The organism is Lysobacter sp. Soil_N_51 (assembly GCF_057655755.1).
Map to the genome: position 1 here is coordinate 481,677 of NZ_JBDGLR010000006.1, position 25,778 is coordinate 507,454.

Sequence of the window (25,778 nt, forward strand, 5' to 3'; positions counted from 1 at the left end):
TTGCCAGCAGTAAGCACGTCGACCAGCCGCTTGGCGCCGACGACACCTCACCGCACCGGTGACTGTCGCCGCCGTTCCCGGCGCTTACCGAACTCCTGTTTGGGCTACCGCATGAATATCGTCACTACCCGCACCCCGGCCAGCCAGTCGTCCGCTCGTCGCGACTCCCATGCTGGATCCCGCTTCGCTCGAACCGGGGCGCGTGTATTGCTTTCCGCCGTGATGGCGCTGGCGGCCTTGCCGGCCATGGCGCAGTTCGCCAATCCCTTGCGCAACACCGCGACGATCACGCCGCCGACGAACGTGACCAACGTCGACACGGCCTGTACCGCGAACGGCGGCACCTTCAATGCCACCACCGGCGCCTGCTCGGCGACCGACTCGAACGCGCTGGCCGCGGTGTCGGATTTGGCGGTCACCAAGACGGTGTCGAATCCGACGCCGACGGTGGGCACCAACATCACCTTCACCGTGACCGTCGCCAACGCCGGCCCGTCCGCGGCGGTCGGCACCAACGTGACCGACCAACTGCCGGCCGGTTACACCTTCGTCTCGGCCACGCCGAGCGTGGGCACCTACAACGCCGGCACCGGCGTGTGGGCGGTGGGCACCCTGGCCTCGGGCGCGAACGCGACCTTGCAGATCGTCGCCACCGTACTGCCGACCGGTCCTTACGCGAACACCGCGACCGCGACCTCCAGCTCGACCGACCCGACCCCGGGCAACAACACCGCGACCAGCACCCCGGTGCCGGTGGCCTCGGCCGACCTGGCCGTGACCAAGACCGCTTCGAGCGCGACCCCGACCGTCGGCACCAACATCACCTTCACCGTGACCGTCAGCAACAACGGTCCGTCGGCCGCGGCCGGCGTCAACGTCAACGATCAGCTGCCGGCGGGTTACACCTTCGTCTCGGCCACGCCGAGCGTCGGTACTTACAACGCCGGCACGGGTGTGTGGGCGGTCGGCGCGTTGGCCTCGGGCGCGAACGCGACCCTGCAGATCGTCGCGACCGTGTTGCCGAACGGCCCGTACGCGAACACCGCGACGGCCACGTCGACGACGAATGATCCGACCCCGGGCAACAACACCGCGACCAATACCCCGGTGCCGGTGGCGTCGGCCGACTTGGCCGTGACCAAGACTGCGTCGAGCGCGACGCCGATCATCGGCAGCAATGTCACCTTCACCGTGACTGTCAGCAATAACGGTCCGTCGGCCGCGGCCGGTGTCAACGTCAACGACCAGCTGCCGGCCGGTTACACCTTCGTTTCGGCCACGCCGAGCGTGGGTACCTACAACGCCGGCACGGGTGTGTGGGCGGTCGGCGCTCTGGCTTCGGGCGCTAACGCGACCCTGCAGATCGTCGCCACCGTGCTGCCGACCGGCCCGTACGCGAACACCGCGACGGCCACGTCGACCACCAACGATCCGACCCCGGGCAACAACACCGCGACCAATACGCCGGTGCCGGTGGCGTCGGCCGACCTGGCCGTGACCAAGACCGCGTCGAGCGCGACCCCGACCGTCGGCACCAACATCACCTTCACCGTGACCGTCAGCAACAACGGTCCCTCGGCCGCGGCCGGCGTCAACGTCAACGATCAGCTGCCGGCGGGTTACACCTTCGTCTCGGCGACGCCGAGCGTGGGCACCTACAACGCCGGCACCGGTGTGTGGGCCGTGGGCGGCTTGGCTTCCGGCGCGAACGCGACTCTGCAAATTGTCGCGACCGTGCTGCCGAACGGTCCGTATGCGAACACCGCGACGGCCACGTCGACCACCAACGATCCGACCCCGGGCAACAACACCTCGACCAGCACCCCGGTGCCGGTGGATTCGGCCGACCTGGCCGTTACCAAGACCGCGTCGAGCGCGACCCCGACCGTCGGCACCAACGTCACCTTCACCGTGACCGTCAGCAATAACGGTCCGTCGGCCGCGGCCGGCGTCAACGTCAACGATCAGCTGCCGGCGGGTTACACCTTCGTCTCGGCGACGCCGAGCGTGGGCACCTACAACGCCGGCACCGGTGTGTGGGCCGTGGGCGGCTTGGCTTCCGGCGCGAACGCGACTCTGCAAATTGTCGCGACCGTGCTGCCGAACGGTCCGTATGCGAACACCGCGACGGCCACGTCGACCACCAACGATCCGACCCCGGGCAACAACACCTCGACCAGCACCCCGGTGCCGGTGGATTCGGCCGACCTGGCCGTTACCAAGACCGCGTCGAGCGCGACCCCGACCGTCGGCACCAACGTCACCTTCACCGTGACCGTCAGCAATAACGGTCCGTCGGCCGCGGCGGGCGTCAACGTCAACGACCAGCTGCCGGCGGGTTACACCTTCGTCTCGGCCACGCCGAGCGTGGGCACCTACGATGCCGGCACCGGCGTGTGGGCCGTCGGTGCGCTCGCGGCGGGCGCAAACGCGACCCTGGATATCGTCGCGACCGTGTTGCCGAACGGTCCGTACGCGAACACCGCGACGGCGACTTCGACCACCAACGATCCGACCCCGGGCAACAACACTGCGACCAATACGCCGGTGCCGGTGGATTCGGCTGACCTGGCCGTTATCAAGACCGCGTCGAGCGCGACCCCGACCGTCGGCACCAACATCACCTTCACCGTGACCGTCAGCAACAACGGTCCGTCGGCCGCGGCTGGCGTCAACGTCAACGACCAGCTGCCGGCGGGTTACACCTTCGTCTCGGCGACGCCGAGCGTGGGCACCTACAACGCCGGCACCGGTGTGTGGGCGGTCGGTGCCTTGGCTTCGGGCGCGAACGCGACTCTGGATATCGTCGCGACCGTGTTGCCGAACGGCCCGTACGCGAACACCGCGACGGCCACGTCGACGACGAGCGATCCGACCCCGGGCAACAACACCTCGACCAGCACCCCGGTGCCGGTGGATTCGGCCGACCTGGCCGTGATCAAGACCGCGTCGAGCGCGACGCCGACCGTCGGGACCAACATCACCTTCACCGTGACCGTCAGCAACAACGGTCCGTCGGCCGCGGCCGGCGTCAACGTCAACGACCAGCTGCCGGCGGGTTACACCTTCGTTTCGGCCACGCCGAGCGTGGGCACCTACGATGCCGGCACCGGCGTGTGGGCCGTCGGTGCGCTCGCGGCGGGCGCGAACGCGACCCTGGATATCGTCGCGACCGTGCTGCCGAACGGTCCGTACGCGAACACCGCGACGGCCACGTCGACCACCAACGATCCGACCCCGGGCAACAACACCTCGACCAGCACCCCGGTGCCGGTGGATTCGGCCGACCTGGCCGTGATCAAGACCGCGTCGAGCGCGACGCCGACCGTCGGGACCAACATCACCTTCACCGTGACCGTCAGCAATAACGGTCCGTCGGCCGCGGCTGGCGTCAACGTCAACGATCAGCTGCCGGCGGGTTACACCTTCGTCTCGGCCACGCCGAGCGTGGGCACCTACGATGCCGGTACCGGTGTGTGGGCGGTTGGTGCGCTCGCGGTGGGCGCCAACGCGACTCTGGATATCGTCGCGACCGTGTTGCCGAACGGCCCGTACGCGAACACCGCGACGGCCACCTCGACGACGAGCGATCCGACCCCGGGCAACAACACCTCGACCAGCACCCCGGTTCCGGTGGATTCGGCCGATCTGGCCGTGACCAAGACCGTGTCGAACCCGAATCCGCCGATCGGCTCGACCATCACCTTCACCATCACCGTGGCCAACGCCGGTCCGTCGGTCGCGGCCGACGTGGTCGTCAACGACGCGCTGCCCAGCGGCTACACCTTCGTCTCGGCCACGCCGAGCGCGGGCACCTACGACGCCGGCACCGGCGTGTGGACCGTCGGCGCGCTCGCGGTCGGCGCCAGCCAGACTTTGAGCGTCAGCGCGGTCGTGCTCGAGACCGGCAGCTACGCCAATACCGCCACCGGCACCTCGACCACCGGCGATCCGACCCCGGGCAACAACACCTCGACCTCGACGCCGACCCCGGTCGCCAACCCGAGCCTGTCGCTGGTCAAGGCCGCGCCGAGCAACGCCGACAACGACGGCAGCGGCAGCGTGACCCTGGGCGATGTGCTGACCTACACCGTCACCGCGACCAACACCGGCAACGTCACCCTCACCAACGTGGTGGTCAGCGACGCCCAGCTGACTCCGGCCAGCCAGACCTGCGCGACCGTCCCGGTCGGCGGCACCTGCGTGCTGACCGGTACCCACACCGTCACCCTGGCCGAGGTCACCGCGGGCGAGATCGTCAACAACGCCAGCGTGGTCTCGACCGAAGTCACCACTCCGGTGCCGGCGACCCGCACCACCCCGACCGCCCGTCGCCCGATCGTCGCGATCGACGACAGCGGCGCGGTGACCAGCGGCGCCAGCGGCGGCACCGCCGTGCCCAACGTGCTGGTCAACGACACCTTGAACGGCCAGCCGGCGACCACCGCGACGGTGACGATCAGCCAGGTCTCCACCAGCAACCCGAACGTGACCATCGATCCGGCCACCGGCGCGGTCAACGTCGCCGCCGGCACCGCGGCGGGCAACTACACCCTGCGTTACCGGATCTGCGAGACCGCCGATCCGACCAATTGCACCGAAGCCGACGTCGACGTGCAGGTGGGCGCCGCCGCGATCCTGGCGGTGGACGACACCGGCACGCCGGTCAACGGCAGCACCGGCGGCACCGCGGTGCCGGACGTGCGCGCCAACGATCTGCTCAACGGCGCTCCGGTCGTCGCGGCCGATGTGGTGCTGACTCAGGTCTCGACCACCAACCCGGGCATCACCCTCAACACCACCACCGGCGCGGTGACGGTCGCCCCGGGCACCCCGGCGGGCACGTACACGCTGGTGTACCGCCTGTGCGAACTGCTCAACCCGACCAACTGCGACGACGCCACCGTGACGGTGACGGTCGATGCGGCGCCGATCGTGGCGGTGGACGACACCGGTACGCCGGTCAACGGCCGCACCGGCGGCACCGCGGTGCCGGACGTGCGGGTCAACGACACGCTCAACGGCAACCCGGTCGTCGCGGCCGACGTCACTCTGAGCCAGGTCTCGACCACTAACCCGGGCGTCACCCTCAACACGACCACCGGCGCGGTCGATGTCGCGCCGAACACCCCGGCGGGTACGTACACGCTGGTGTACCGCCTGTGCGAAGTGCTGAACCCGACCAACTGCGATGACGCCACTGTCACCGTGACGGTCGACGCGGCGGCGATCGTGGCGAACAACGACACCGGCACGCCGGTCAACGGCAGCACCGGCGGCACCGCGGTGCCGAACGTGCTGGTCAACGACACGCTTGACGGCAATCCGGTTACCCCGGCCGACGTGGTGCTGACCCAGGTCTCGACCACCAACCCGGGCGTCACCCTGGACCCGGCCACCGGCGCGGTGAATGTCGCTCCGGGCACCCCGGCCGGCACCTACACGCTGACCTATCAGATCTGCGAACTGCTCAACCCGACCAACTGCGACGACGCCACCGTGACGGTGACCGTCGACGCCGCGCCGATCGTGGCGGTGGACGACACCGGTACGCCGGTCAACGGTCGCACCGGCGGTATCGCGGTGCCGGATGTGCGCGTCAACGACACGCTCAATGGCAACCCGGTCGTTGCGGCCGACGTCACCCTGAGCCAAGTCTCGACCACCAACCCGGGTGTCACCCTCAACACCACCACCGGTGCGGTCGATGTCGCGCCGAACACCCCGGCAGGTACGTACACGCTGGTGTACCGCCTGTGCGAAGTGCTGAACCCGAGCAACTGCGACGACGCCACTGTCACCGTGACGGTCGACGCGGCGGCGATCGTGGCGAACAACGACACCGGCACGCCGGTCAACGGCAGCACCGGCGGTACCGCGGTGCCGAACGTGCTGGTCAACGACACGCTTGACGGCAATCCGGTTACCCCGGCCGACGTGGTGCTGACCCAGGTCTCGACCACCAACCCGGGTGTCACTCTCGACACCGCTACCGGTGCCGTGAACGTCGCTCCGGGCACCCCGGCCGGCACCTACACGCTGACCTATCAGATCTGCGAACTGCTCAACCCGACCAACTGCGACGACGCCACCGTGACGGTGACCGTCGATGCGGCACCGATCGTGGCGGTGGACGACACCGGTACGCCGGTCAACGGTCGCACCGGCGGTACCGCGGTGCCGGACGTGCGGGTCAACGACACGCTCAACGGCAACCCGGTCGTCGCGGCCGACGTCACCCTGAGCCAGGTCTCGACCACCAACCCGGGCGTCACCCTCAACACGACCACCGGCGCGGTCGATGTCGCGCCGAACACCCCGGCGGGTACGTACACGCTGGTGTACCGCCTGTGCGAAGTGCTGAACCCGACTAACTGCGACGACGCCACTGTCACCGTGACGGTCGACGCGGCGGCGATCGTGGCGAACAACGACACCGGCACGCCGGTCAACGGCAGCACCGGCGGTACCGCGGTGCCGAACGTGTTGGTCAACGACACGCTCGACGGCAACCCGGTCACCCCGGCCGACGTGACGCTGACCCAGGTCTCGACCACCAACCCGGGCGTCACTCTCACCACCACCACCGGCGCGGTGAATGTCGCTCCGGGCACCCCGGCCGGCACGTACACGCTGACCTATCAGATCTGCGAACTGCTCAACCCGACCAACTGCGACGACGCCACCGTGACGGTGACCGTCGACGCCGCGCCGATCGTGGCGGTGGACGACACCGGTACGCCGGTCAACGGTCGCACCGGCGGTACCGCGGTGCCGGATGTGCGGGTCAACGACACGCTCAATGGCAACCCGGTCGTCGCGGCTGACGTCACCCTGAGCCAGGTCTCGACCACCAACCCGGGCGTCACCCTCAACACGACCACCGGCGCGGTGACTGTCGCTGCCGGCACCCCGGCGGGTACGTACACGCTGGTGTACCGCCTGTGCGAAGTGCTGAACCCGACCAACTGCGACGACGCCACTGTCACCGTGACGGTCGACGCGGCGGCGATCGTGGCGAATAACGACACCGGCACGCCGGTCAACGGCAGCACCGGCGGTACCGCGGTGCCGAACGTGCTGGTCAACGACACGCTCGACGGCAATCCGGTCACCCCGGCCGATGTGGTGCTGACTCAGGTCTCGACCACCAACCCGGGCGTCACTCTCAACACGACCACCGGCGCGGTGACGGTCGCTCCGGGCACTCCGGCCGGCACCTACACGCTGACCTATCAGATCTGCGAACTGCTCAACCCGACCAACTGCGACGACGCCACCGTGACGGTGACCGTCGACGCCGCGCCGATCGTGGCGGTGGACGACACCGGCACGCCGGTCAACGGCAGCACCGGCGGCATCGCGGTGACCGACGTGCGCGGCAACGACACCCTCAACGGTGTGGTCGTCACCCCGGCCGATGTCACCCTGAGCCAGGTCTCCTCGACCAACCCGGGCATCACCCTCGACACCGGCACCGGCGCGGTCAACGTCGCCGCGGGCACCCCGGCGGGCACCTACACGCTGGTGTACCGCCTGTGCGAAGTGCTCAACCCGAGCAACTGCGACGACGCCACCGTGACCGTTACGGTCGACGCGGCGCCGATCGTGGCCAACGACGACACCGGCGCTCCGGTCAACGGCCGCACCGGCGGCACCGCGGTGGCGGACGTGCGTGGCAACGACACCCTCAACGGCAACCCGGTCGCTGCGGCCGACGTCACCCTGAGCCAGGTCTCGACCACCAACCCGGGCGTCACCCTCAACACCACCACCGGTGCGGTCGATGTCGCGCCGAACACCCCGGCGGGCACGTACACCCTGGTGTACCGCCTGTGCGAAGTGCTCAACCCGAGCAACTGCGACGACGCCACCGTGACCGTCACGGTCAACGCCGCGCCGATCGTGGCGACCAACGACACCGGCGCGCCGGTGGACGGTCGCAGCGGCGGTGTGGCGGTGCCCAACGTACTGGTCAACGACACCCTCGACGGCAACCCGGTCACTCCGGCCGACGTGGCCCTGACCCAGGTCTCGACCAGCAACCCGGGCATCACCCTGGACCCGGCCACCGGCGCGGTGAATGTCGCGCCCGGCACGCCGGCCGGCAGCTACACGCTGACCTACCAGATCTGCGAAGTGCTCAACCCGAGTAACTGCTCGACCGCCACCGTCAGCGTCACCGTCGATGCCACCGTGATCGATGCGGTGGACGACGTGGTCGCGACCCCGGTCAACGGCAACACCGGCGGCACCAACGTGATCAACGTGCTCGCCAACGACACCCTCGGCGGCAGCGCGGTGAATCCGGTCGACGTCACTGTCACCCCGGTCAGCAGCGGTCCGCTGACGGTCAAGGCCGATGGCGGCGTGGATGTCGCACCGGGCACCCCGGCCGGCACCTACACCGTCACCTACCAGCTGTGCGAGGTGTTGAATCCGAGCAACTGCGACACCGCCACGGTCACCATCACCGTCAGCGCGCCGGCCATCACCGCCACCGACGATCCGGCCGGCGGCACCGGCGTGACCCCGCAGAACACTCCGGTGACGACCAACGTGATCGCCAACGACACGCTCAACGGCGCGCCGATCGATCCGACCCTGGTCACGATCACGGTCAGCACCGACCCGAGCAACGGCACCGTGGTGGTCAACACCGACGGCACCATCACCTACACGCCGCGCGCCAACTTCAGCGGCACCGACAGCTACGTCTACACGATCTGCGAGAAGCTCAATCCGACCAACTGCGCGACCGCCACGGTCACCGTCACGGTGCAGCCGAACACGGTCACCGCGACGCCGGATACCGCCCAGACCAACCAGCAGACGCCGGTGACGATCAACGTGATCGGCAACGACACGGTGACCGGCGCGCCGCTGGATCCGGGCTCGCTGACCATCGCCAACCCGCCGGCCAACGGCACCGTCACCTGCGCGGCCGGTTCGTGCACCTACACGCCGAACCAGTTCTTCGCCGGCACCGACACGTTCACCTACCGCGTCTGCGACACCTCGTCGCCGACCCCGGTGTGTGCGACCGCTTCGGTGACGATCACGGTGCTCGCCAACGCCCCGGTGCTGCGTCTGGTCAAGACCTCGGCGACCCGCGAGGTCAAGATCGGCGATCTGGTCCGCTACACCGTGCAGATCGAAAACGTCGGCGATTCGCCCGCGGTCAACGCGACCCTGGTCGACATCCCGCCGGCCGGCTTCACCTTCGTCGACAACTCGCTGACGGTGGACGACGACAACAAGAACGGCGTGGTCGCCAGCGCCAACCCGCTGCGCATCACCGGCATCGATGTCGGCATCGGCGGCAAGGCCACGGTCAGCTACTTCCTGCGCGTCGGCGCCGGCGTCGGCAAGGGCGTGCACAAGAACCAGGTCGCCGGTTACGACAACGGCGGTACCAAGATCAGTAACGATGCGACCGCCGAAGTGGTGATGGCGGGCGATCCGCTGCTCGAGGACAGCCTGATCGTGGGCAGCGTGTTCGACGACCGCGACAGCGACGGTTGGCAGGACCCGGCCAAGGCCACCGGCATCAAGGTGCAGGGCGGCTTCGCTCCGGGTGCCTACGTCGCCGGTTCGACCACGGTCGACCGCGGCCAAGGCCCGGTCGCCGAGCCCGACGCCAGCGCGCCGCTGCTGCACGGCATCGCGCTGGGCCGGATCGACGGCCGCAGCTCCGACGCGGTCTCGCCCGAGCAGCATCAAGTGGTCGTGCGCCAGACGCTCAGCGCGCTGGAGTTCGCCGACGACTTCGTGCTGACCACCGACGAAGGCACCACGGTGCGGATGGACGCGGCCGGCAAGACCACGGTCGAGCGCAGCCGCGGCGACGCCGCCAAGGGCCTGACCGCGCAGGATCTGCAGGTCAGCCGTCAGGTCAGCCAGGGCGCGAGCGGTTACGTCGTGGCGTACACGATCCGCAACAACGGGGTCGAGGAACGCGGCATCCCGGGCGTGCGCATCGCATCGGTCGAAGGCTTGATCATGGAAACCGACGCCTACGGCCGTTATCACCTGGAAGGCATCGAAGGCGGCAACTCGGCGCGGGGACGCAACTTCATCCTCAAGGTCGACGCGGCCACCTTGCCGCCGGGCACGGTGTTCACCACCGAAAACCCGCGCGTGCGCCGCATCACCCAGGGCGTGCCGACCCGCTTCGACTTCGGCGTCAAGCTGCCGCCGGGCGAAATCGGCAGCAGCAAGTCGAACACCGACGTCGAACTGGGCGAGGTGTTCTTCGAAGCCGGCAGCGCCAAGGTCAAGACCGACTACACGCCGATGTTCGAAGACATCGCCGGCAAGCTGCGCGACGCCGGCGGCGGCAGCGTTACCGTCACCGCGCAGGCCGAGGAGGAGGCGCTCGCCTTCGCCCGCGCCCGCGCCGTGCAGACCGAACTGATGCGTCAGCTCGAGTCCGATCCGGACTTGGCGCGCAAGGTGCAGGTCGACGTGGTCGCCGGTGTCGATGCGAGCCAGGCGCTGGTCAGCCTGGATCCGGCGATCCGCCTGGGCGAGGTGCTGTTCGACACCGACCAGGCCACGATCAAGCCGCAGTACAAGCCACTGATCAGCGAAATCGCCAAGGCGCTCAATCAACAGGGCAGCGGGGCGGTCGGCGTGATCGGTCGCGCCGACAAACGCGGCGCGGCCGCCTACAACGTGCAACTGGGTCTACGCCGTGCCAAGGCCGTGTTCGAAGCGATCTCGGCCGAACTCAAGCCCGAGGTGAGGCAGAACGTGCGAGTTGACATCACTGACGACACCCAGGCGCCAGTCGGCGTGGGCAACCGCTGAGGACATGACCATGAAGATGAAGATGAAGCTTCTGGACATGACCCTGATCGGCCTGCTCTCGGCCGGTGCAGCCACGCCCGCGTACGCGCAGAAAGCCGGCGCCAACAACCCGACGCAGAACGCGCCGGCCCGCGACACGGGCCTGCGCACCACGCCGGTTCCGGTGGACCTGAGCTCGCTCGATAAACCGCAGCCGCAGACGCAAGCGCTGGAACCGGTGCCGCGCGCGAAGTGCGAAGGCACCGAATGCCGCAGCGACGAAGGCCTGCTGTTTCGCGTGCGAACGCGCGGCGAAGACAAGCCGGTGGCCGAGGGCGACGACGCCAACGCGCTGCAGGCCAATCGCCGCGTCGACGTGGTGCGCGAAAACCTGACCCCGGGCGCGGCCAAGATCGCCGGCAAGTTCCAGATCGACCTGCCCAACGGCGGCGTGATCTGGGCCACCGAAGATCCCACCCTCGGCCCGCCGGTGCTCAACGTCCAGGCCGGTTCGATCGCGCCGTTCGAGAACGGCCGCATCACCAAGCCGCTGCGTTTCCACGGTTACACCAACTACGCGTCGTTCATCGACAAGTTGCAGGTCACCGTCTACCGCGGCAGCGACACCGACCTGGTCACGCCGCTGGCCACCATCGACCTGCCGGTCGACAACGTGTCCGAGCAGGAGTGGGACGGCGTCCTGCCGTCCAACATCAACCTGCTGGCCGGCGACGAACTGATCTACATCGCCCGCGCCTACGGCAAGGACGGTGCGTTCGACGAAATCAATCCGCAGCGCATCCAGCTGGTCAAGCCGGAGGAATACGAACGCGGCGTGCAGATCCAGCGCGAGGAAGTGCAGCGCACGCTCGGTCAGGCGATCGACGATCGCGGCGCGCAGGACGTGGCGATCACCAGCTCGATCTACGGCACCAACGCGATCCGCATCCAGAACATCCCGGTGTACGGCTCGCGCGTGCGCATCTACGGCCGCGACATCCCGCGCGATGCGCAGCTGACCATCAACGACCAGACCTTCCCGATCGACCTGGAACGCAAGTTCGCCGCCGAGTTCCTCGAACCGGTCGGCCAACACACCTACGCGGTCAAGATCAAGAACCGCGGCGGCGGCGAGCTGGAGAAGAACCTCGACGTCAACGTGACCGGCAAGTACAGCTTCCTGGTCGCGCTGGCCGACGTGACCCTGTCGGAGAACAACGTCAGCGGCAACATCGAACCGCTGGCCGCCGGCGACAACGGCCGCTACGACGACAGCTTCATCAGCGAAGGCCGCCTGGCGTTTTATTTGAAGGGGAAAGTGCAGGGCAAGTATTTGATCACCGCCCAGGCCGACACCCACGAAAACGAAATCAAGCGGCTGTTCAACGGCTTCTTCGACGCCCAGGCGCAGGACATCTTCCGCCGCCTCGATCCGAACCTGTATTACCCGGTGTACGGCGACGATTCCAACACCTACCGCGACGTCGACACCCAGGGCAAGCTGTACCTGCGCGTGGACTGGGACCAGAACCAGGCGCTGTGGGGCAACTTCAACACCGGCATGACCGGCACCGAGTACGCCCAGTACAACCGCTCGCTGTACGGCGCGGCGTTGAACTGGCGCAGCCGCAACACCACCGTGCTCGGCGATCCCAAGAGCGAACTCAAGCTGTTCGGCTCCGAAGCGCAGAGCGCGTTGGGCCACACCGAATTCCTCGGCACCGGCAACAGCCTGTACATGCTGCGCCACACCGACATCCTGCCGGGTTCGGAAAAAGTCACGGTCGAGATCCGCGACGTCAGCACCGGCCGGGTCGAATCGCGCGTCGATTTGAAGCGCGGCGCCGATTACGAAATCAACGACATGCAGGGCCGCATCCTGCTCAGCCGCCCGTTGTCGCAGATCACCCGCGAGAACGTGCGCACCCTGACCCGCGACACCCCGCTGGACGGCTATACCCAGCGCCTGCTGGTCGATTACGAATACGTCCCGGCCGGTTTCCAGGTCGACGACGTCAGCGCCGGTTTCCGCGGCAAGCAATGGTTCGGCGATCACTTCGCCGTCGGCGGCACCTACGTCGACGAAAACCGCAGCGGCGACGACTACAGCCTCAAGGGCGTCGACCTGACCCTGCAGGCCGGCCGCGGCACCTACCTGAAACTGGAAAAGACCCGCACCGAATCGACCGCCGCGCCGATCTGGTACTCGACCAACGGCGGCGTCGACTTCACCCGCATCAACGCGATCACCGGCGCCCGTCGCGGCGACGCCGACAAGGTCGAAGCGCGCGCCAACTTCAAGGAACTGGGCTGGACCCAGCTCGACTGGAGCGTGGGCGCGTGGTGGCGCGACATCGATCAGGGCTTCTCGATCTCGCGTTACGACAACGGCGAAGCGGTGCAGGAATACGGCGCCGAGTTCCTGGGTTACTTCACCGAGAACTTCAGCCTGTTCGGCCGCCACACCCGTCGCGAACGCGGCGACGAAGCGCTCGAACAGAGCCAGCTGACCGCCGACTGGCGCATCACCAACGACGACCAGCTCGGCGCCGAACTGCGCCGCGTGCGCGAGGAACGCAGCGCCGCCTCGCTGAGCCCGGACATCGACGCGATGCTGTTCGCGCTGAGCTACCGTCACCGTATCGGCTCGACCCTCGAGCTGTACGCGACCGGCCAGTACACGCTCGACGACGACGGCGGCAAGTACGACCGCAACGACCTGCTGACCGTGGGCGCGCGCTACCTGTTCGGCGACCGCTCCAGCGTCGGCGCCGAAGTCAGCAGCGGCAGCCGCGGCGAAGCCGGCAAGGTCGACGCCGAGTACCGCCTCAGCACCGATCACACCTTGTACGGCGCCTACACCTTCAGCAGCGACAGCACGGAACGCGATCCGCTGTTCGACAGCGCCTTGCAGACCGGCTGGACCATCGGCCAACGCTGGCGCCTGAACAACCAGACCAACCTGTACAACGAAAGCCAGTTCCTCAAGGACCCGCGCGATTCCAGCGAAGGGATCATGCACACCTTCGGCATGGACTTTTATCCGGCCGAAGGCTGGAACCTGGGCTTCGCGGTGATGGACGGCGACCTGGAAGCCGCGACCGGCCACGTCGACCGCCGCGCCTACAGCCTCAGCGGCGGCCGCGTCGATCCCAACACCGACTGGTCGAGCAAGATCGAATATCGCAAGGACAGCGGCGCCGAGCGTCGAGAAGCCTGGGTCACCAGCAACCGCTTGTTCTACAAGGTCAACGAAGACTGGCGCATCGCCGCGCGTTTCCTGTACTCCGACATCAAGGACGAAATCGACGTCAGCCGCGGCGCCAAGACCGTCGAAGGCAACCTCGGCTTCGCCTACCGCCCGCACGACAGCTCGCGCTGGGCCGCGTTCGGCAAGTACGTGTACCTCTACGACCTGGCCACCATCGGCCAGGACGGCGGCAACCAGTACGACCAGCGCTCGCAGGTGCTGTCGTTCGAAGGCATCTACCGCATCGACGACAAATGGGAACTGGGCGGCAAGGCCGCGAGCCGTTGGGGCGACTACCGCATGGGCCGCGGCACCGGCCTGTGGCTGGACAGCCGCGCCGACTTCCTCGCCGGCCAAGTGCGCTACCACCTGATCGCCAAATGGGACGCCCTGGCCGAATACCGCTGGCTGGCGGTCAAGGACGGCGGCGACAAGCGCGGCTGGCTGATCGGCGTGGACCGTCAGATCGGCGACAACTTCAAGGTCGGCGTGGGCTACAACTTCACCGACTTCAGCGACGACCTGACCGACCTGGAATACGACAACAAGGGCTGGTTCTTGAACCTGGCGGGTTACTACTGACCGCCGGCTGCAACCAAGCCGTATCCCAAAAGGGCGCCCGCAACGGCGCCCTTTTTTGTGAGTCTCCGATCGCCGAATAGCTTCGTCAGCCCCCTGTAGGAGCGGCGCAAGCCGCGACCGCGACCTCTAAACCACGTCGCCACTCCGGGCAGTTCAGCGCCAGCAACCGACAGACATCGCTGTCAGCCGCCGGCCGACCCGCGTTTGCACAGGAGGTGCATTCTGCCGCCCGTTTCTCCCGACCAAGACGCGTCTCAGTGCCTGGTGTCGAGCCGCGAAACTTTGTGTTGCAACGCTTCAGTGTCTGCAGTCGCCCAGCCTCGACTGGCACAAGCCGAAAGGACCGTTTTTGATGCATTGAGGATGGCATGCAGAAAGGTCAGTGACTCGACCTCTAGATTGAAAGCGGTGGTTTCAGTAGCGACATCATCGCGTCCGCGACTGATCTTAAAGAGACCGCCCACAATGACTATCCGTAGCGCATAGGGGCCATCCATAAAGTACAGCTCGGTTTCGCCTTCACCGGCAGCCATGAGCTTTGTCGTTGCATCGAGCCACCAGCCGAGAATGACCACTACGAAGTCATTCCAATCCCGGTGGGGGAATTGGAACGTGCCAAACTCGAAGAACACGATGCCGGTTACGTTGCGTGAGAAGCGAAGCGATGCCTCGTCCACTGTGACGCCGATGAACATTTGTCGCTCTCTCGTACGGGGTTTTGTCACAGAGCTTGTACTTGCCGCCTGATTGCCATCGCCCGATGGTAACGGGCCGCAGCGACGACGTGCACTCAACGCCAGCAATAGCGTCTCTTCGATGCGTGGCGAGGGCAGTTGACACATCCATGCCTCAGTAGCAATCTTTGCCTCGGAGCCTAGAAACTCCTTACAGAGCGGTTCCCACCTCCGAAATACCGGTGGGTTTTTTGTGCCTGATTTTCGGGCGCAAACTCGGCGCGTTCCCGCGTCGGGAGGGCGGCTAATACAACACCCGCAAGGGGAATACGCCCGCCGTCTCTGTACGGTTTCTAGCCTCCCGACATCCCGCCTGCGACTTCGCGCAGCGCGGGCCACCGGTCCATGGAGAGGAGTGCGCCTATGCCCCGCAAGACCCCGTCCGCCCCGCGTGCGGACAGCGTTGTGCTACCCGTCGATGCCTACCTTGAACTGCAAGCGTTCCACGACGAATTGGTTGGCATCGCCCACACCATCGATCCGACGACCGAACCGGCCCCGGCCGTCCGCAAACCTGAGCAGTCCCGCCGCCGCGCCCTGGCCAACGTCTTCCGGCTATGGGCCGAGCAAATGGATCGCAGCCTCAAGACGATCCGGTCGGCGTAGCGCCGCCGCGACCCGGCCGTCGTCTCTACGAGGCGGCCGCACTGAGCGAGCGACCAATTTCCGGACCATGCTTGAAGCCCGGCTATAGCGAGGCGCGGGTTCAGTGAGGTCGCGCTCTGCCTAAAGTTTGCTCGATTTCGAAGGGTGGGTCGGAAAGTCTGCTTCGGCTTGATGCTTAGATATCAGTCTTAGTCGCCAGTCCATCCTTTACGCGCCATCCGAGATATCCGCAGTCCTCGGAGATGTAATTGCAGAAATTAATGGCTTCGACATCCAGGTCAATCGATTCAACCGATACTATGATTTCGCTCTCAACTACTATCCGCGCGCAATTAAATGCAGCGTGGCAGTTGGGGTAGTTCCAAAAATCCAGCAGGGAATAGGATTCCATGCTTCTCGGAGTGTTTATTGTTATATATCCATTTTCGCGCAGATTGGCGTAATCGCATGGTAAGAAATCTCCGGCCCCGTAATCTATGAGATGTCTTTTTTCGCATATCTTCGTTTGCATGTCGGTTGATTCATTTGCTTTCGAAACGCTGCCGCATTTGAAGCAGGTCAGCTGTCCGACAAAATAATCAAATGTGTAAGTCATGGTTGGCTGTATAAAAATAAATAAGAAAACAGCTGGGTTAGGGACGAATGCGTTTTCGTTGATCTCGCATCCGGCGACTTCCGACGATGGCTCACGCTGAACTGAAAAGTCTACCCTGGTCCAATTCAGACCCCAATTCGGCCAAAGTCTTCAGCCTCTAGACGATCCACTCGGCCTAGCGCCGCCGCGCCTCGGCCGTCGTCGACCGCGACGGCGGCCGCACCGAGCAAACGACCGCACGCAAGGCGCCAACGCCCGCGCGTGGGCGATTTTTGCCACGGCTTGGACGAAATCATGTCCTGCGCGTAGCGACGCCGGCGGCGGGAGCCTTTCATCGCCCAAGGCCCCGCAGTTGAAGGCTTGCGCTCAGCCCCCGAAGGGCCAAGCGTCGAGCGCGCAACTGCGATCGCAAGGCTCGGAGCCTTGCGACCGCAGCAATCAGAGTGAACCGCAACGCAAAAAGCCCGATGCGCGAGCCTTGGAGGCTTGTACTCGCAAAGCTATTTGCCTTGCGGCCGAGCCTGGAGCCTTGCACGCGCAGCGCCGGGCTCGGCCCGCGGAGTCGCGAACCCGGCGCACGACGCTTTTTGCCTTGCCATCGCAAGCGTCGGAGCCTTGCGACCGGACCGGCGAGCTTGCGCGCAAGGCTCGAAGGCTTGCGATTGGGATTAGACGCTCCGCGCACAAAGGAGCAAGGCTCTTGGAGCCCTTACGAGACCTCAGTGTCTGTATGACGTTCTCGGCGGAGGGCGCAGACAAGGCTAGATACTAGGCGAGGCGATAAATCAGCAAATGCATATAGATAGCTGAGTAGGTTCGGCGAAGATCTGAGGTCCGGTTGGGTTAGATCAGCATCGATGAGTGGAACGAAAAGTCCATTTTTATCCGTTTCGATGTTTTGCCCATATGTATAAATCACCGGATATTGAATACGGTCTGTATGTGTCCGTTAGGGCAATATATGCCCTTTGCTCGCCCATGTTGTGCAATGTCATCCGCAGTCAAAATGACGATCATCTCTTTTTTGCATCCAGGGCAGATGATTTTCATATTTCCGTTCGGATACTCAGAAAAAACTGTACGCAGGAAGTCGCTTCCCTGCTCATAAAAACAATGTTCAAATTTCACCCTAGCGTAAACGCGACGTCACTGCGTTTAAGTACCGCTGCATTGATCCGATTCAACAAATTATTGAATCTGTACTCGAAATGCTCCTTCGTTTCTTCCGGAACATCCGGCGCTGACTGAATATCAGCGACAAGCACACCAATTTGCCTGATGAATTCAGGCACTAGAGTGGAGTCAACTTCGGTCATCGTGCCCCAGCCAACACAGAGCGTTAACTTCAGAGTCATCGCTCGGGGCTTGATGAAATCCCTGTACACATACTCATTGCAAACAGGAACGTTGAATGCCCGCTCATCATCACTTTGAGGGTCATCAATTGTGGCCACGACAGACATGGAAAGCCCCGGGATCAAAAAAAAAGGTCGAAGTGCATTTTCTCTTTTATTTCTTTGGGCCGAGGCAGGCTAATAAGTGTGGGCCAATTAATGCATCGATCTCCTGATCCGTATATACGCCGCCGCCTAAAGAGAATGCGCCTGGCAGTTCCCTGACTTGAAGTAGGGTGAGATCAAGTGCTTCCATAAAATACCTGATGACCAAGAAGGCGTTAACTTTAGTTGCCTGTGTTGCTTTTATGCATTCAATCAGTGTAGATGCTGTTGCTCCTTCTCTTGCTTTTTTTTGAAGCTCCATGATTGCCGCGATATCAAGTTCCAAAATTTTAACCTTGTAGGGTAGGGGCGATGGGGCAGGGTGCACTTTCCTTCGCACCGGAAACAGGCGGAAACAGGGGTCAGAGTAGAGCGCCCCGGCTTCCACAGACAGGTAGTCAGGATACAGATTTAGTTTCGAGATAATCGCGCTCTGCTTGCAACGGCGTACGATAGCCAAGCGATGAGTGTAAGCGTGCGCGGTTGTAGAAGACCTCAACATATTCGAATACGGCTTGCTTGGCGTCCTCGCGGCTGGCGTATTTCACACCTTCCATCAATTCCAACTTGAGGGTTGCGAAGAAGCTTTCGGCGACGGCATTGTCGTAAGGCACGCGCGGGCGACTCATGCTCAGTGTGATTTTCGCCGCCTCCGCTTTTGCCCTGTATCGGGCGGCGGTGTATTGGCTCCCGCGGTCGTGATGAAGAATCAATCCAGCCGTCGGCCGACGGTGGTGCAACGCCATCTGCAACGCACGTTCCGCCAGTTCCACGCGCTGATGGGTGTCCATCGCCCAGCCCACCACGCGACGGCTATGCACATCCAGGATGATCGCCAGCATCAGCACGCCTTCCTGTGTCGAAAGGTGAGTGATGTCCCCTACCCAGATGCGATCGGGCGCACTGGCCGCGAACGGCCAGGTCACTCGCCTCGGGGCCGCCGGCGTGCGTTGCAGCGCCGCACGTGCGCGGACGAAGCGACGACGACGGCGTGTCCAAAGATCGTGCTCACGGCGGAGTCGATCCATTCGATGCCGTCCACAGGCCACCTCGCGCTGAGCCAGCACGCGCCACAGCCGGCGGCTACCGTAGGCTTCACGATGCTCGTAATGAATTGCCGCGATGATCGCCGCCAGCCGTACATCGTCTTGGGCGCGCCGGCTGGGCTCACGCGACAGCCAAGCGTGATAGCCGCTGGCGGACACGCGCAAGGCGCGGCACAGGTCGGCAAGCGAGTGATTCACTCGCTGCCCTTCGATCCAGGCGTACCGCGCTTGTTGCCGTTCGCGAAGTACGCCGTCGCTTTTTTTAGAATGATGTTCTCTTCCGTCACCCGAGCCAGCTCGCGACGCAAGCGTGTCAGCTCCAGTTGCTGCAATGAGCGCCGTCCGGGTCCCGGGAACGCATGCTCGCCCTGTGTGTGCAGCGCATCACGCCATTTGTACAGTCGATTGCGCGGAACGCCCAATTCGGCCGACAACTGCGTCGCCGGCTTGTCGCCACGCTCCAGCAGCCGAACCGCTTCGCGTTTGAACTCCGCAGTAAACCGTTGCCTTGTCATTCAACACCTCCGGGATGACCCCATTGTCGGGGGCGAATTAACCCGCGAAGTGCAATTTCCTTGAAAAGAAGCGGGCCAGGCGCCGTAACCTGTGCCGCTTCACCGCCAAGTGGAGTTGCACATGAGTTATCAGCACCTGACCCTGGAGCAACGCTACCAGATTGCCGCCTTGTATCGAGTGGGGATGTCCCAGCTCGGGATTGCGGGAACGATCGGCTGCCATCCCAGCACGGTCTGTCGTGAGTTGCGGCGTAATCGTCGCGGCAAGAGCTATGTCGGCTCCATCGCCCACGGGCACGCCAAACAACGGCGTCATGACGCCAGCGCCCGCGCGCATCTGCCTGAGTCGGTGCGCGTCGAGCTGATCGCTCGGTTGCAGGAGAAGCACAGTCCTGAGCAGATCAGCGGACGACTGGCTTTGCTCAAGGCCGGCCAGGTCAGTCATACGACGGTGTATCGCTACGCGCGGCAACTGGGCCTGCGCCATCATCTGCGTCATCCCAAACGCCGGCAGGGCTATGGCCACAGCCGCCGGGGACGCTTCACCGAGCGTCGCTCGATCCACGCCCGTCCCGCCGAGGTGGCCGCACGCAGTCGCGTGGGGGATTGGGAGGCCGACACCGTACGACCGGCCCGCGGTACCGGAGTATTGGTCACATTGGTCGAACGTCGAACCGGCTTTGCCCGCCTGGGCTGGAGCCCGGACGGCACGGCTCAGGCCGTGTCCTTGAGCATCCTGGGCCGCCTGGATCGCCTTCCCGGGATCGTGCACACCTTGACCTGCGACCGAGGCAGCGAGTTCGCCGAGGATCGGTGGCTGGAAGAACAGTTGAATGCACAGGTCTATTTCGCCGATCCACACAGCCCCTGGCAACGCGGCTGCAACAAAAATTTCAATGGCCTGTGCCGTCACTTCTTCCCCAGAGCGCGCGACTTCAGCACCATTACCGCGCAGGAACTGCAAGCCGTTGAAGATCTATTAAATGATCGCCCTCGCAAGCGACTGGGGTACCTGACTCCCTGCGAGGTATTCTTCAACCAAGATCACGTTGCACTTCAAAGTTGAATTCGCCGGGTGTCTGTGAAATGCGGGGCAGTCCACTCTGACCCCTGTTTCCTGCTGCCCCCTGTTTCCTGCACTCTGAAGAGGCTCGGGCAATTCGCACGAGAGCGCGTCTGATCTCGACTAGCTTTCACCGCGCCATGACCCTTTGAGAGGGCGTCCCGCACCTTGTGAAAAGGGCGGTGCAAGGCGTATCCGGTCGACAGCGTTATGTATCTGCCGCGTTGCTGTCGGTACATCGAACTCAACCCATTGCACGCGGGAATGAGCAGTGCACCAGGCGATTATTGTTGGTCCAGCTATCGAGCGGATGCGATAGGCGAACCTGATGCTCTGCTTACGCCACCGCAGGCCTATCTCACCTTGGATGCAGATGGTGTTAGCCGTCTGCAGTTTTTATGCCAGTTCAGTTGCAGAAGCGCTAAATCCAGATGGGCTGACTCTTATTCGGCGGCGACTGCAGCGACAGCACGCACTCGGTGCTGACCGGTTTCGAACCATGATCGAAATCCAGTTGCTGCGGCGTGCGGCTCCGGCCAAAATCGGGCGTCCGTCTAAGGCCCGATCGGTCTCTTGGAGTGGAACAGAAAGTGCATTGTACTCCCTGTTTTTGGCGCCTAGCGTCCTGTCACAATGGCGACAAAAGCAACGCCTTACGAATGTCGGCCGGAATCTGGTGCAACTCCAGAACAGAAAAATCATCGCCACCATCGTGCAGACCATGCGAGGCAATGAAGCGCTGATTATTTTCGAAGACAAAACATAGGCCAAGCTCGCTCGGTCGCAGCTGTTCAACCGCATTTAATGCCAAGGATCTAACCAATTCAAATCTAATCAACTTCAGGCCATTCAAGCTTGACCAGAATGGCGTGGAAAACCGCATATCGGTGGAATCGATCGGAAAAATATCCGAATCGTGTTCCATGGCGTATTTATTAAGGACCCCTTCAGCGCTGCGCTCGACCCTTACCACCACGCTATTGTCCTCCGAATCGCTGGCAAGGCCGAGAATACTCCCGTCGTCGAAGTAAACCGCCATCGGCCCCGAACATAGGGAAAACACCGACATCTCGTCTATTTCCGCCTCGGCGGCAGCCTCTTCCAGCGGCCATAAACTATAACGAAGCATCCGCACCATTTTTCGGCCAGTGAGCCCGCTCAGCATAGCCCGGGCAGCCGTCGGAATCGAGTATGAACTCATTCGTCATTCCTTTTCGAGAGTTCGATGAGCCCGTTTTTTAAGTATAATTTTTCATTCGGGTGCTATGTCCACTCCGACATCGATATCGATTACGGTCACCTCTCTATGCTCTCCGGTCGGTTGAACGTGCAGCCACTTATCAGATGCTTTCATTTCGAATATAAGTTCGCTCTGGATATTCTTTGCCAGATCGCGAGCTACGATACGTTCGTTGATCTCATCTTTGTTTATATATGTAACAAAGCACCCGCATTTGAATCCGATGTCAAATGTGGTGATTTGAGCGAACCCGTCGGGATTAGGGGTGTGATATAGATCCGAAACAATTTTAAAACCTAAGGTGTCATTTAGAATCGCTATTAGTGTAAGTTCATCTATGTTGTCTTTTAGGAAGAAAAGAAATTCTCGCTTGCTCATCGTTTTCCTCAATCTGGGTCGAAGTTAGAATTTACAGTCTCTTCGCTTATATAGAATAGGGGGCGGAGTATACGGTTTAATTAATGCTTACTCTGACCCCTGTTTTCGTTTTCGCTTTGCGGTCGAGCGGGGAGAATTGCGATCTCAAGCAAGCCTCTAGTTACAGTTGCGCCATCAAACGTCAACCTAAGGCTCGATCTGTCTCGGAGAACGAGATGAAAAGTCCAATTCGCCCCCTTCTTCGTTGCCTCTGTTTCGCGGAACGACGCAATTCCATCACCCGAGAGAAAATGCCACGTCACTGCGCTTAAATACGGCCGCATTGATTTTCTTCAATAAGTTGTTAAATCTCCACTCGCAATGCTCTTTCATTTCCTCTGAAACATCCGATGCCGATTGGATGTCCGCAGCAAGCACACGAATCTGCCTGATGAATTCAGAAACCATAGTAGAGTCGACTTCAGTCATCGTGCCCCAGCCAACACACAGCGTCAGTTCCAGGGTCAGAGCTCTAGGTTTAATTATTTCCCTGTAAACAGACGCGCTGCAAACGGGGACGTCGAATGCACGCTCATCATCATTTTGGGGTTCATCAATCATTGCCACAACAGACATGGAAAACCTCGTTCGGAAGCAGGCGTCAGAGTTTACAAAAACAGGGTTCATAGTGGCCTCTCCTTAGGTCTGCATTCGTAGTGGGCCTAAGGCGGCTGGTGTCAAACTAAACAGACTATGCGCTCTCCCGCAAGGAAGCACAGTATGCCTCGACAGCCGGTGATTGATCTGCCCAATATCGCGCAGCATGTCGTTCAGCGCGGTAGCGATAGACGCCCCAATTTCTTTCAGGGCATTGATTACGTCCGCTACCTGAGAACTACGTGAGCTCGCCTCTCGGCTAGGCTGCGCGATTCATGCCTAGGTGCTGATGACGAATCACGTGCATTTGCTGCTCACGCCATCTCAGGCCGGGCAGGTGAGCGCGATCATGCAGGCGCTCGGTCGGCGTTATGTCCGCTATGTCAATGATCGCTATCATCGCACCGGCACCTTATGGGAAGGACGGTACAAGGCGTGTCCGGTGGACAGTGACAGCTATCTGCTGCATTGCTATCGTTATATTGAGCTCAACCCGGTGCGCGCGGGGATGGTCACCTCGCCAGGGGATTATCGCTGGTCCAGCTATCGCGCAAATACATCGGGCGAGCCGAGCACCTTACTCACTCCCCACCCGGTCTATCTGACCTTGGATGCGGACGTTACACGCCGTCATCAGGCTTATGCCAGCTTGGTTGCAGAGATACTAAACCCAGACGAAGTAACTCTTATTCGACTGCGACTGCAGCGCCAACACGCACTCGGCACTGACCGGTTTCGAGCCATGATCGAAGCCCAGTTGCAGCGGCGCGCAGGTCCGGCAAAGATCGGGCGTCCGTCTAAGGCTCGATAGATCTTGGAAAGTGCACTCTGACCCCTGTTTCGCGCGTCCGCTACCTCAGCGAACTAAGTGAGCTGGCCTCTCGGGTGGGCTGCGCGATCCACGCCTATGTGTTGATGACCAATCAGGTGCATCGGTTGCTCACGCCATCTCAGGCGGGGCAGGTGAGCGCGATCATGCAGGCGCTCGGTCGGCGCTATGTCCGCTATGTCAATGATCGCTACCATTGCACCGGCGCTTTGTGGGAAGGGCGATACAAGGCGTGTCCGGTGGACAGTAATAGCTATCTGCTGCATTGCTATCGTTACATCGAGCTCGACCAAGTGCGCGCGGAGATGGTGAGCGCGCCAGGGGATTATCGCTGGTCCAGCTATCGCGCAAATACATCGGGCGAGCCGAGCACCTTACTCACTCCCCACCCGGTCTACCTGACCTTGGATGCGGACGATACAAGCCGTCAGCAGGCCTATGCCGGCTTGGGTGCAGAAGCACTAAATCCAGACGACGTGGCTTTGATTCGGCTGCGACTGCAGCGACAGCACGCACTCGGTACCGACCGATTCTGGAGTGTGATCGAAGCTCAGTTACAGCGGCGCGCAGGTCCGGCAAAGATTGGGCGTCCGTGCAAGGATCGGCCGGGGCCGGAGAGTGGAACGGAAAGTCCACTCTGACCCCTGTTTCCCAAATTCCACTCCGCTCCCTGTTTTCGCTCTGCCCCTGTTTTGCATGAATACGTGTTTTTAATCGGATTGCCTGGGATGAATGCTTTGTCGGACTTCCGTAAGGCGACAAATTTTTTCTTTTTCAATGATAAAAAACCATGCGGTGCGATAGGTTAATAAAGTAACAGGGTCCACGCCTTCAAAAAATAACACAGTGGCTGAATCGGTTACGATTTTTTCGATTATTTTTACATCCTCCATAGGTAGTTCTTCATCTGAATTCATCAGCCATGCGTCAGCATCAACTATTGGTGATGGCCCTATAAAGGTAAAGTCTTTGGAGAAAAATTTGCCATCTACTATTCCAGTTGCCAGCCAGGAGTTAAAGAAATCTAGGGCAATATTTTTACTATTCATTTCCAGAAATACCCTTCGGTTTTGAAAAGCAGGGGTCAGAGTGCACTTTATAATTAAAGCCCACTCTGACCCCTGTTTCCGGACCGGTTTCGAGCCATGATCGAAGCCCAGTTGCAGCGGCGCGCAGGCCCGGCAAAGATCGGGCGTCCGTCTAAGGCTCGATAGATATTGGAAAGTGCACTCTGACCCCTGTTTTTATTCCGGAACTGCCATGGCTAGTGCTCACAATTGATCCGAATATCTGAAGTGAACCTTGCACGAAAAGTCACGTATTTCGCCGTTGTGTTAGATAACCAGTTCGCCAGTTCAAGAACTCTTGTGGATCCGGATCGCCCTTGACAACCAAATAGTAGTAAATCATTAACGCCATTCCCATTGGGGCCTGGTGAAAGAAAAAATCATCATCCTGCGCCGATACACCAATCGATCGGCAATACTCTACATCAGAGAAGCGCGCCTTGTAGGTCGCCAGTAGCTCCGACGCTACTATAGCGGAGAGCCCGAAAAGTTTCTGCAATTCTCTGACGATGCCGTCAAACAATATCTTCTTGTCTGTTTCGGATGCAAAGACATTCATCGTGATTTTCGCCTGACCATGTACTGGTCGAAGATCTTAACCGCTGCATCTGTGTGAATACTAGTTTGGGGAGAGATACCTACCTATGGTCTAGCCGTCTCAGAAACTCCGTTGCGATATAGGGGGGGCGTAATCATGTCGAAATCTCCAGCTTTCGGTAACCACTCATGAGGTGGCTGGTAGCCAAGCGCCTCTCCAAAGCCTTTATTGAAGGTCACAAAGTCTTGCCATTCCGGACCTGGAAACAGGGGGCGGAAACAGGGGTCAGGGTAGAGCGCCCCGGCTTCCACAGACAGGTAGTCAGGATACAGATTTAGTTTCGAGATAATCGCGCTCTGCTTGCAACGGCGTACGATAGCCAAGCGATGAGTGTAAGCGCGCGCGGTTG

18 protein-coding genes are annotated in these 25,778 nt (G+C 62.4%); 6 read left to right on the plus strand and 12 right to left on the minus strand.

Features of this window, described 5'->3' with window-relative positions; genetic code table 11:
- Positions 1–104 precede the first annotated feature (104 nt).
- Entirely contained in the window at positions 105–461 is a 357-nt protein-coding gene (locus AC3A4T_RS13980) for a hypothetical protein (protein WP_487675932.1), read from the minus strand.
- On the opposite strand from AC3A4T_RS13980, the gene AC3A4T_RS13985 reads away from it, so the two are divergent.
- Both AC3A4T_RS13985 and AC3A4T_RS13990 read left to right on the plus strand, forming a co-directional pair.
- Complete coding sequence (locus AC3A4T_RS13985; protein WP_487675933.1) at positions 448–10,812, plus strand: Ig-like domain-containing protein; 10,365 nt, start codon at positions 448–450, stop codon at positions 10,810–10,812. The genes AC3A4T_RS13980 and AC3A4T_RS13985 overlap by 14 nt on opposite strands.
- Positions 10,813–10,822: 10 nt before the next feature.
- Positions 10,823–14,623, plus strand: a complete 3,801-nt coding sequence (locus AC3A4T_RS13990) for a hypothetical protein (protein ID WP_487675934.1) — start codon at positions 10,823–10,825, stop codon at positions 14,621–14,623.
- A gap of 254 nt (positions 14,624–14,877) precedes the next feature.
- Here the strand turns inward: AC3A4T_RS13990 and AC3A4T_RS13995 are convergent, their stop codons facing one another.
- Positions 14,878–15,318, minus strand: coding sequence for a hypothetical protein (locus AC3A4T_RS13995; RefSeq protein WP_487675935.1), 441 nt, complete (start codon positions 15,316–15,318; stop codon positions 14,878–14,880).
- 402 nt (positions 15,319–15,720) lie between these two features.
- Between AC3A4T_RS13995 and AC3A4T_RS14000 the strand changes: the two genes are divergently transcribed.
- Entirely contained in the window at positions 15,721–15,963 is a 243-nt protein-coding gene (locus tag AC3A4T_RS14000) for an XAC0095 family protein (RefSeq protein ID WP_487675936.1), read from the plus strand.
- 1,719 nt (positions 15,964–17,682) lie between these two features.
- On the opposite strand, the gene AC3A4T_RS14005 is transcribed toward AC3A4T_RS14000, so the two are convergent.
- From AC3A4T_RS14005 to AC3A4T_RS14020, 4 genes are all read right to left on the minus strand, one after another.
- Positions 17,683–18,021, minus strand: a complete 339-nt coding sequence (locus AC3A4T_RS14005; RefSeq protein ID WP_487675937.1) for a hypothetical protein — start codon at positions 18,019–18,021, stop codon at positions 17,683–17,685.
- A gap of 46 nt (positions 18,022–18,067) precedes the next feature.
- Positions 18,068–18,343 (minus strand): hypothetical protein, encoded by a 276-nt coding sequence (locus tag AC3A4T_RS14010; protein ID WP_487675938.1) that lies wholly within the window; start codon positions 18,341–18,343, stop codon positions 18,068–18,070.
- Between the two features lie 112 nt (positions 18,344–18,455).
- Positions 18,456–19,316, minus strand: coding sequence for an IS3 family transposase (locus AC3A4T_RS14015; RefSeq protein WP_487675961.1), 861 nt, complete (start codon positions 19,314–19,316; stop codon positions 18,456–18,458).
- Positions 19,298–19,618, minus strand: coding sequence for a transposase (locus AC3A4T_RS14020; RefSeq protein WP_487675939.1), 321 nt, complete (start codon positions 19,616–19,618; stop codon positions 19,298–19,300). Before AC3A4T_RS14020 ends, AC3A4T_RS14015 begins: the two co-directional genes overlap by 19 nt.
- Before the next feature lie 121 nt (positions 19,619–19,739).
- Between AC3A4T_RS14020 and AC3A4T_RS14025 the strand changes: the two genes are divergently transcribed.
- Positions 19,740–20,684, plus strand: a complete 945-nt coding sequence (locus tag AC3A4T_RS14025; protein ID WP_487675940.1) for an IS30 family transposase — start codon at positions 19,740–19,742, stop codon at positions 20,682–20,684.
- A 625-nt stretch (positions 20,685–21,309) separates the two neighbouring features.
- Here the strand turns inward: AC3A4T_RS14025 and AC3A4T_RS14030 are convergent.
- The 3 genes from AC3A4T_RS14030 to AC3A4T_RS14040 all read right to left on the minus strand — a co-directional run bounded on the left by AC3A4T_RS14030 (position 21,310) and on the right by AC3A4T_RS14040 (position 22,914).
- Positions 21,310–21,882 carry a hypothetical protein gene (locus AC3A4T_RS14030; RefSeq protein ID WP_487675941.1) on the minus strand — a complete coding sequence of 191 codons (573 nt, stop codon included), beginning with the start codon at positions 21,880–21,882 and terminating at the stop codon, positions 21,310–21,312.
- Between the two features lie 51 nt (positions 21,883–21,933).
- The gene (locus AC3A4T_RS14035; protein WP_487675942.1) at positions 21,934–22,299 is read right to left on the minus strand and encodes a hypothetical protein; all 366 of its coding nucleotides are present in this window, start codon (positions 22,297–22,299) and stop codon (positions 21,934–21,936) included.
- A 276-nt stretch (positions 22,300–22,575) separates the two neighbouring features.
- Positions 22,576–22,914, minus strand: a complete 339-nt coding sequence (locus AC3A4T_RS14040; RefSeq protein WP_487675943.1) for a hypothetical protein — start codon at positions 22,912–22,914, stop codon at positions 22,576–22,578.
- Positions 22,915–23,236: 322 nt separating this feature from the next.
- Between AC3A4T_RS14040 and AC3A4T_RS14045 the strand changes: the two genes are divergently transcribed.
- Complete coding sequence (locus AC3A4T_RS14045; RefSeq protein ID WP_487675944.1) at positions 23,237–23,746, plus strand: transposase; 510 nt, start codon at positions 23,237–23,239, stop codon at positions 23,744–23,746.
- Positions 23,747–23,763: 17 nt separating this feature from the next.
- Positions 23,764–24,405 (plus strand): transposase, encoded by a 642-nt coding sequence (locus AC3A4T_RS14050; RefSeq protein WP_487675962.1) that lies wholly within the window; start codon positions 23,764–23,766, stop codon positions 24,403–24,405.
- A gap of 69 nt (positions 24,406–24,474) precedes the next feature.
- On the opposite strand, the gene AC3A4T_RS14055 is transcribed toward AC3A4T_RS14050, so the two are convergent.
- The 3 genes from AC3A4T_RS14055 to AC3A4T_RS14065 all read right to left on the minus strand — a co-directional run.
- Entirely contained in the window at positions 24,475–24,813 is a 339-nt protein-coding gene (locus tag AC3A4T_RS14055) for a hypothetical protein (protein WP_487675945.1), read from the minus strand.
- 265 nt (positions 24,814–25,078) lie between these two features.
- Positions 25,079–25,390 (minus strand): hypothetical protein, encoded by a 312-nt coding sequence (locus tag AC3A4T_RS14060; RefSeq protein ID WP_487675946.1) that lies wholly within the window; start codon positions 25,388–25,390, stop codon positions 25,079–25,081.
- A gap of 83 nt (positions 25,391–25,473) precedes the next feature.
- On the minus strand, positions 25,474–25,778 hold a 305-nt coding region (locus tag AC3A4T_RS14065; RefSeq protein ID WP_487675947.1), incomplete at its 5' end, for a hypothetical protein.

What these genes read in the sequence shown, in the direction of transcription:
- AC3A4T_RS14055 (WP_487675945.1), bottom strand. Translation starts at nt 24,813, where the DNA reads ATGAATAGTAAAAATATTGCCCTAGATTTCTTTAACTCCTGGCTGGCA.
- AC3A4T_RS14020 (WP_487675939.1), bottom strand. Translation starts at nt 19,618, where the DNA reads ATGACAAGGCAACGGTTTACTGCGGAGTTCAAACGCGAAGCGGTTCGG.
- AC3A4T_RS13990 (WP_487675934.1), top strand. Translation starts at nt 10,823, where the DNA reads ATGAAGATGAAGATGAAGCTTCTGGACATGACCCTGATCGGCCTGCTC.
- AC3A4T_RS13980 (WP_487675932.1), bottom strand. Translation starts at nt 461, where the DNA reads ATGTTGGTGCCCACCGTCGGCGTCGGATTCGACACCGTCTTGGTGACC.
- AC3A4T_RS14000 (WP_487675936.1), top strand. Translation starts at nt 15,721, where the DNA reads ATGCCCCGCAAGACCCCGTCCGCCCCGCGTGCGGACAGCGTTGTGCTA.
- AC3A4T_RS14025 (WP_487675940.1), top strand. Translation starts at nt 19,740, where the DNA reads ATGAGTTATCAGCACCTGACCCTGGAGCAACGCTACCAGATTGCCGCC.
- AC3A4T_RS14005 (WP_487675937.1), bottom strand. Translation starts at nt 18,021, where the DNA reads ATGTCTGTCGTGGCCACAATTGATGACCCTCAAAGTGATGATGAGCGG.
- AC3A4T_RS13995 (WP_487675935.1), bottom strand. Translation starts at nt 15,318, where the DNA reads ATGTTCATCGGCGTCACAGTGGACGAGGCATCGCTTCGCTTCTCACGC.
- AC3A4T_RS14040 (WP_487675943.1), bottom strand. Translation starts at nt 22,914, where the DNA reads ATGTCTGTTGTGGCAATGATTGATGAACCCCAAAATGATGATGAGCGT.
- AC3A4T_RS14060 (WP_487675946.1), bottom strand. Translation starts at nt 25,390, where the DNA reads ATGAATGTCTTTGCATCCGAAACAGACAAGAAGATATTGTTTGACGGC.
- AC3A4T_RS14030 (WP_487675941.1), bottom strand. Translation starts at nt 21,882, where the DNA reads ATGAGTTCATACTCGATTCCGACGGCTGCCCGGGCTATGCTGAGCGGG.
- AC3A4T_RS14035 (WP_487675942.1), bottom strand. Translation starts at nt 22,299, where the DNA reads ATGAGCAAGCGAGAATTTCTTTTCTTCCTAAAAGACAACATAGATGAA.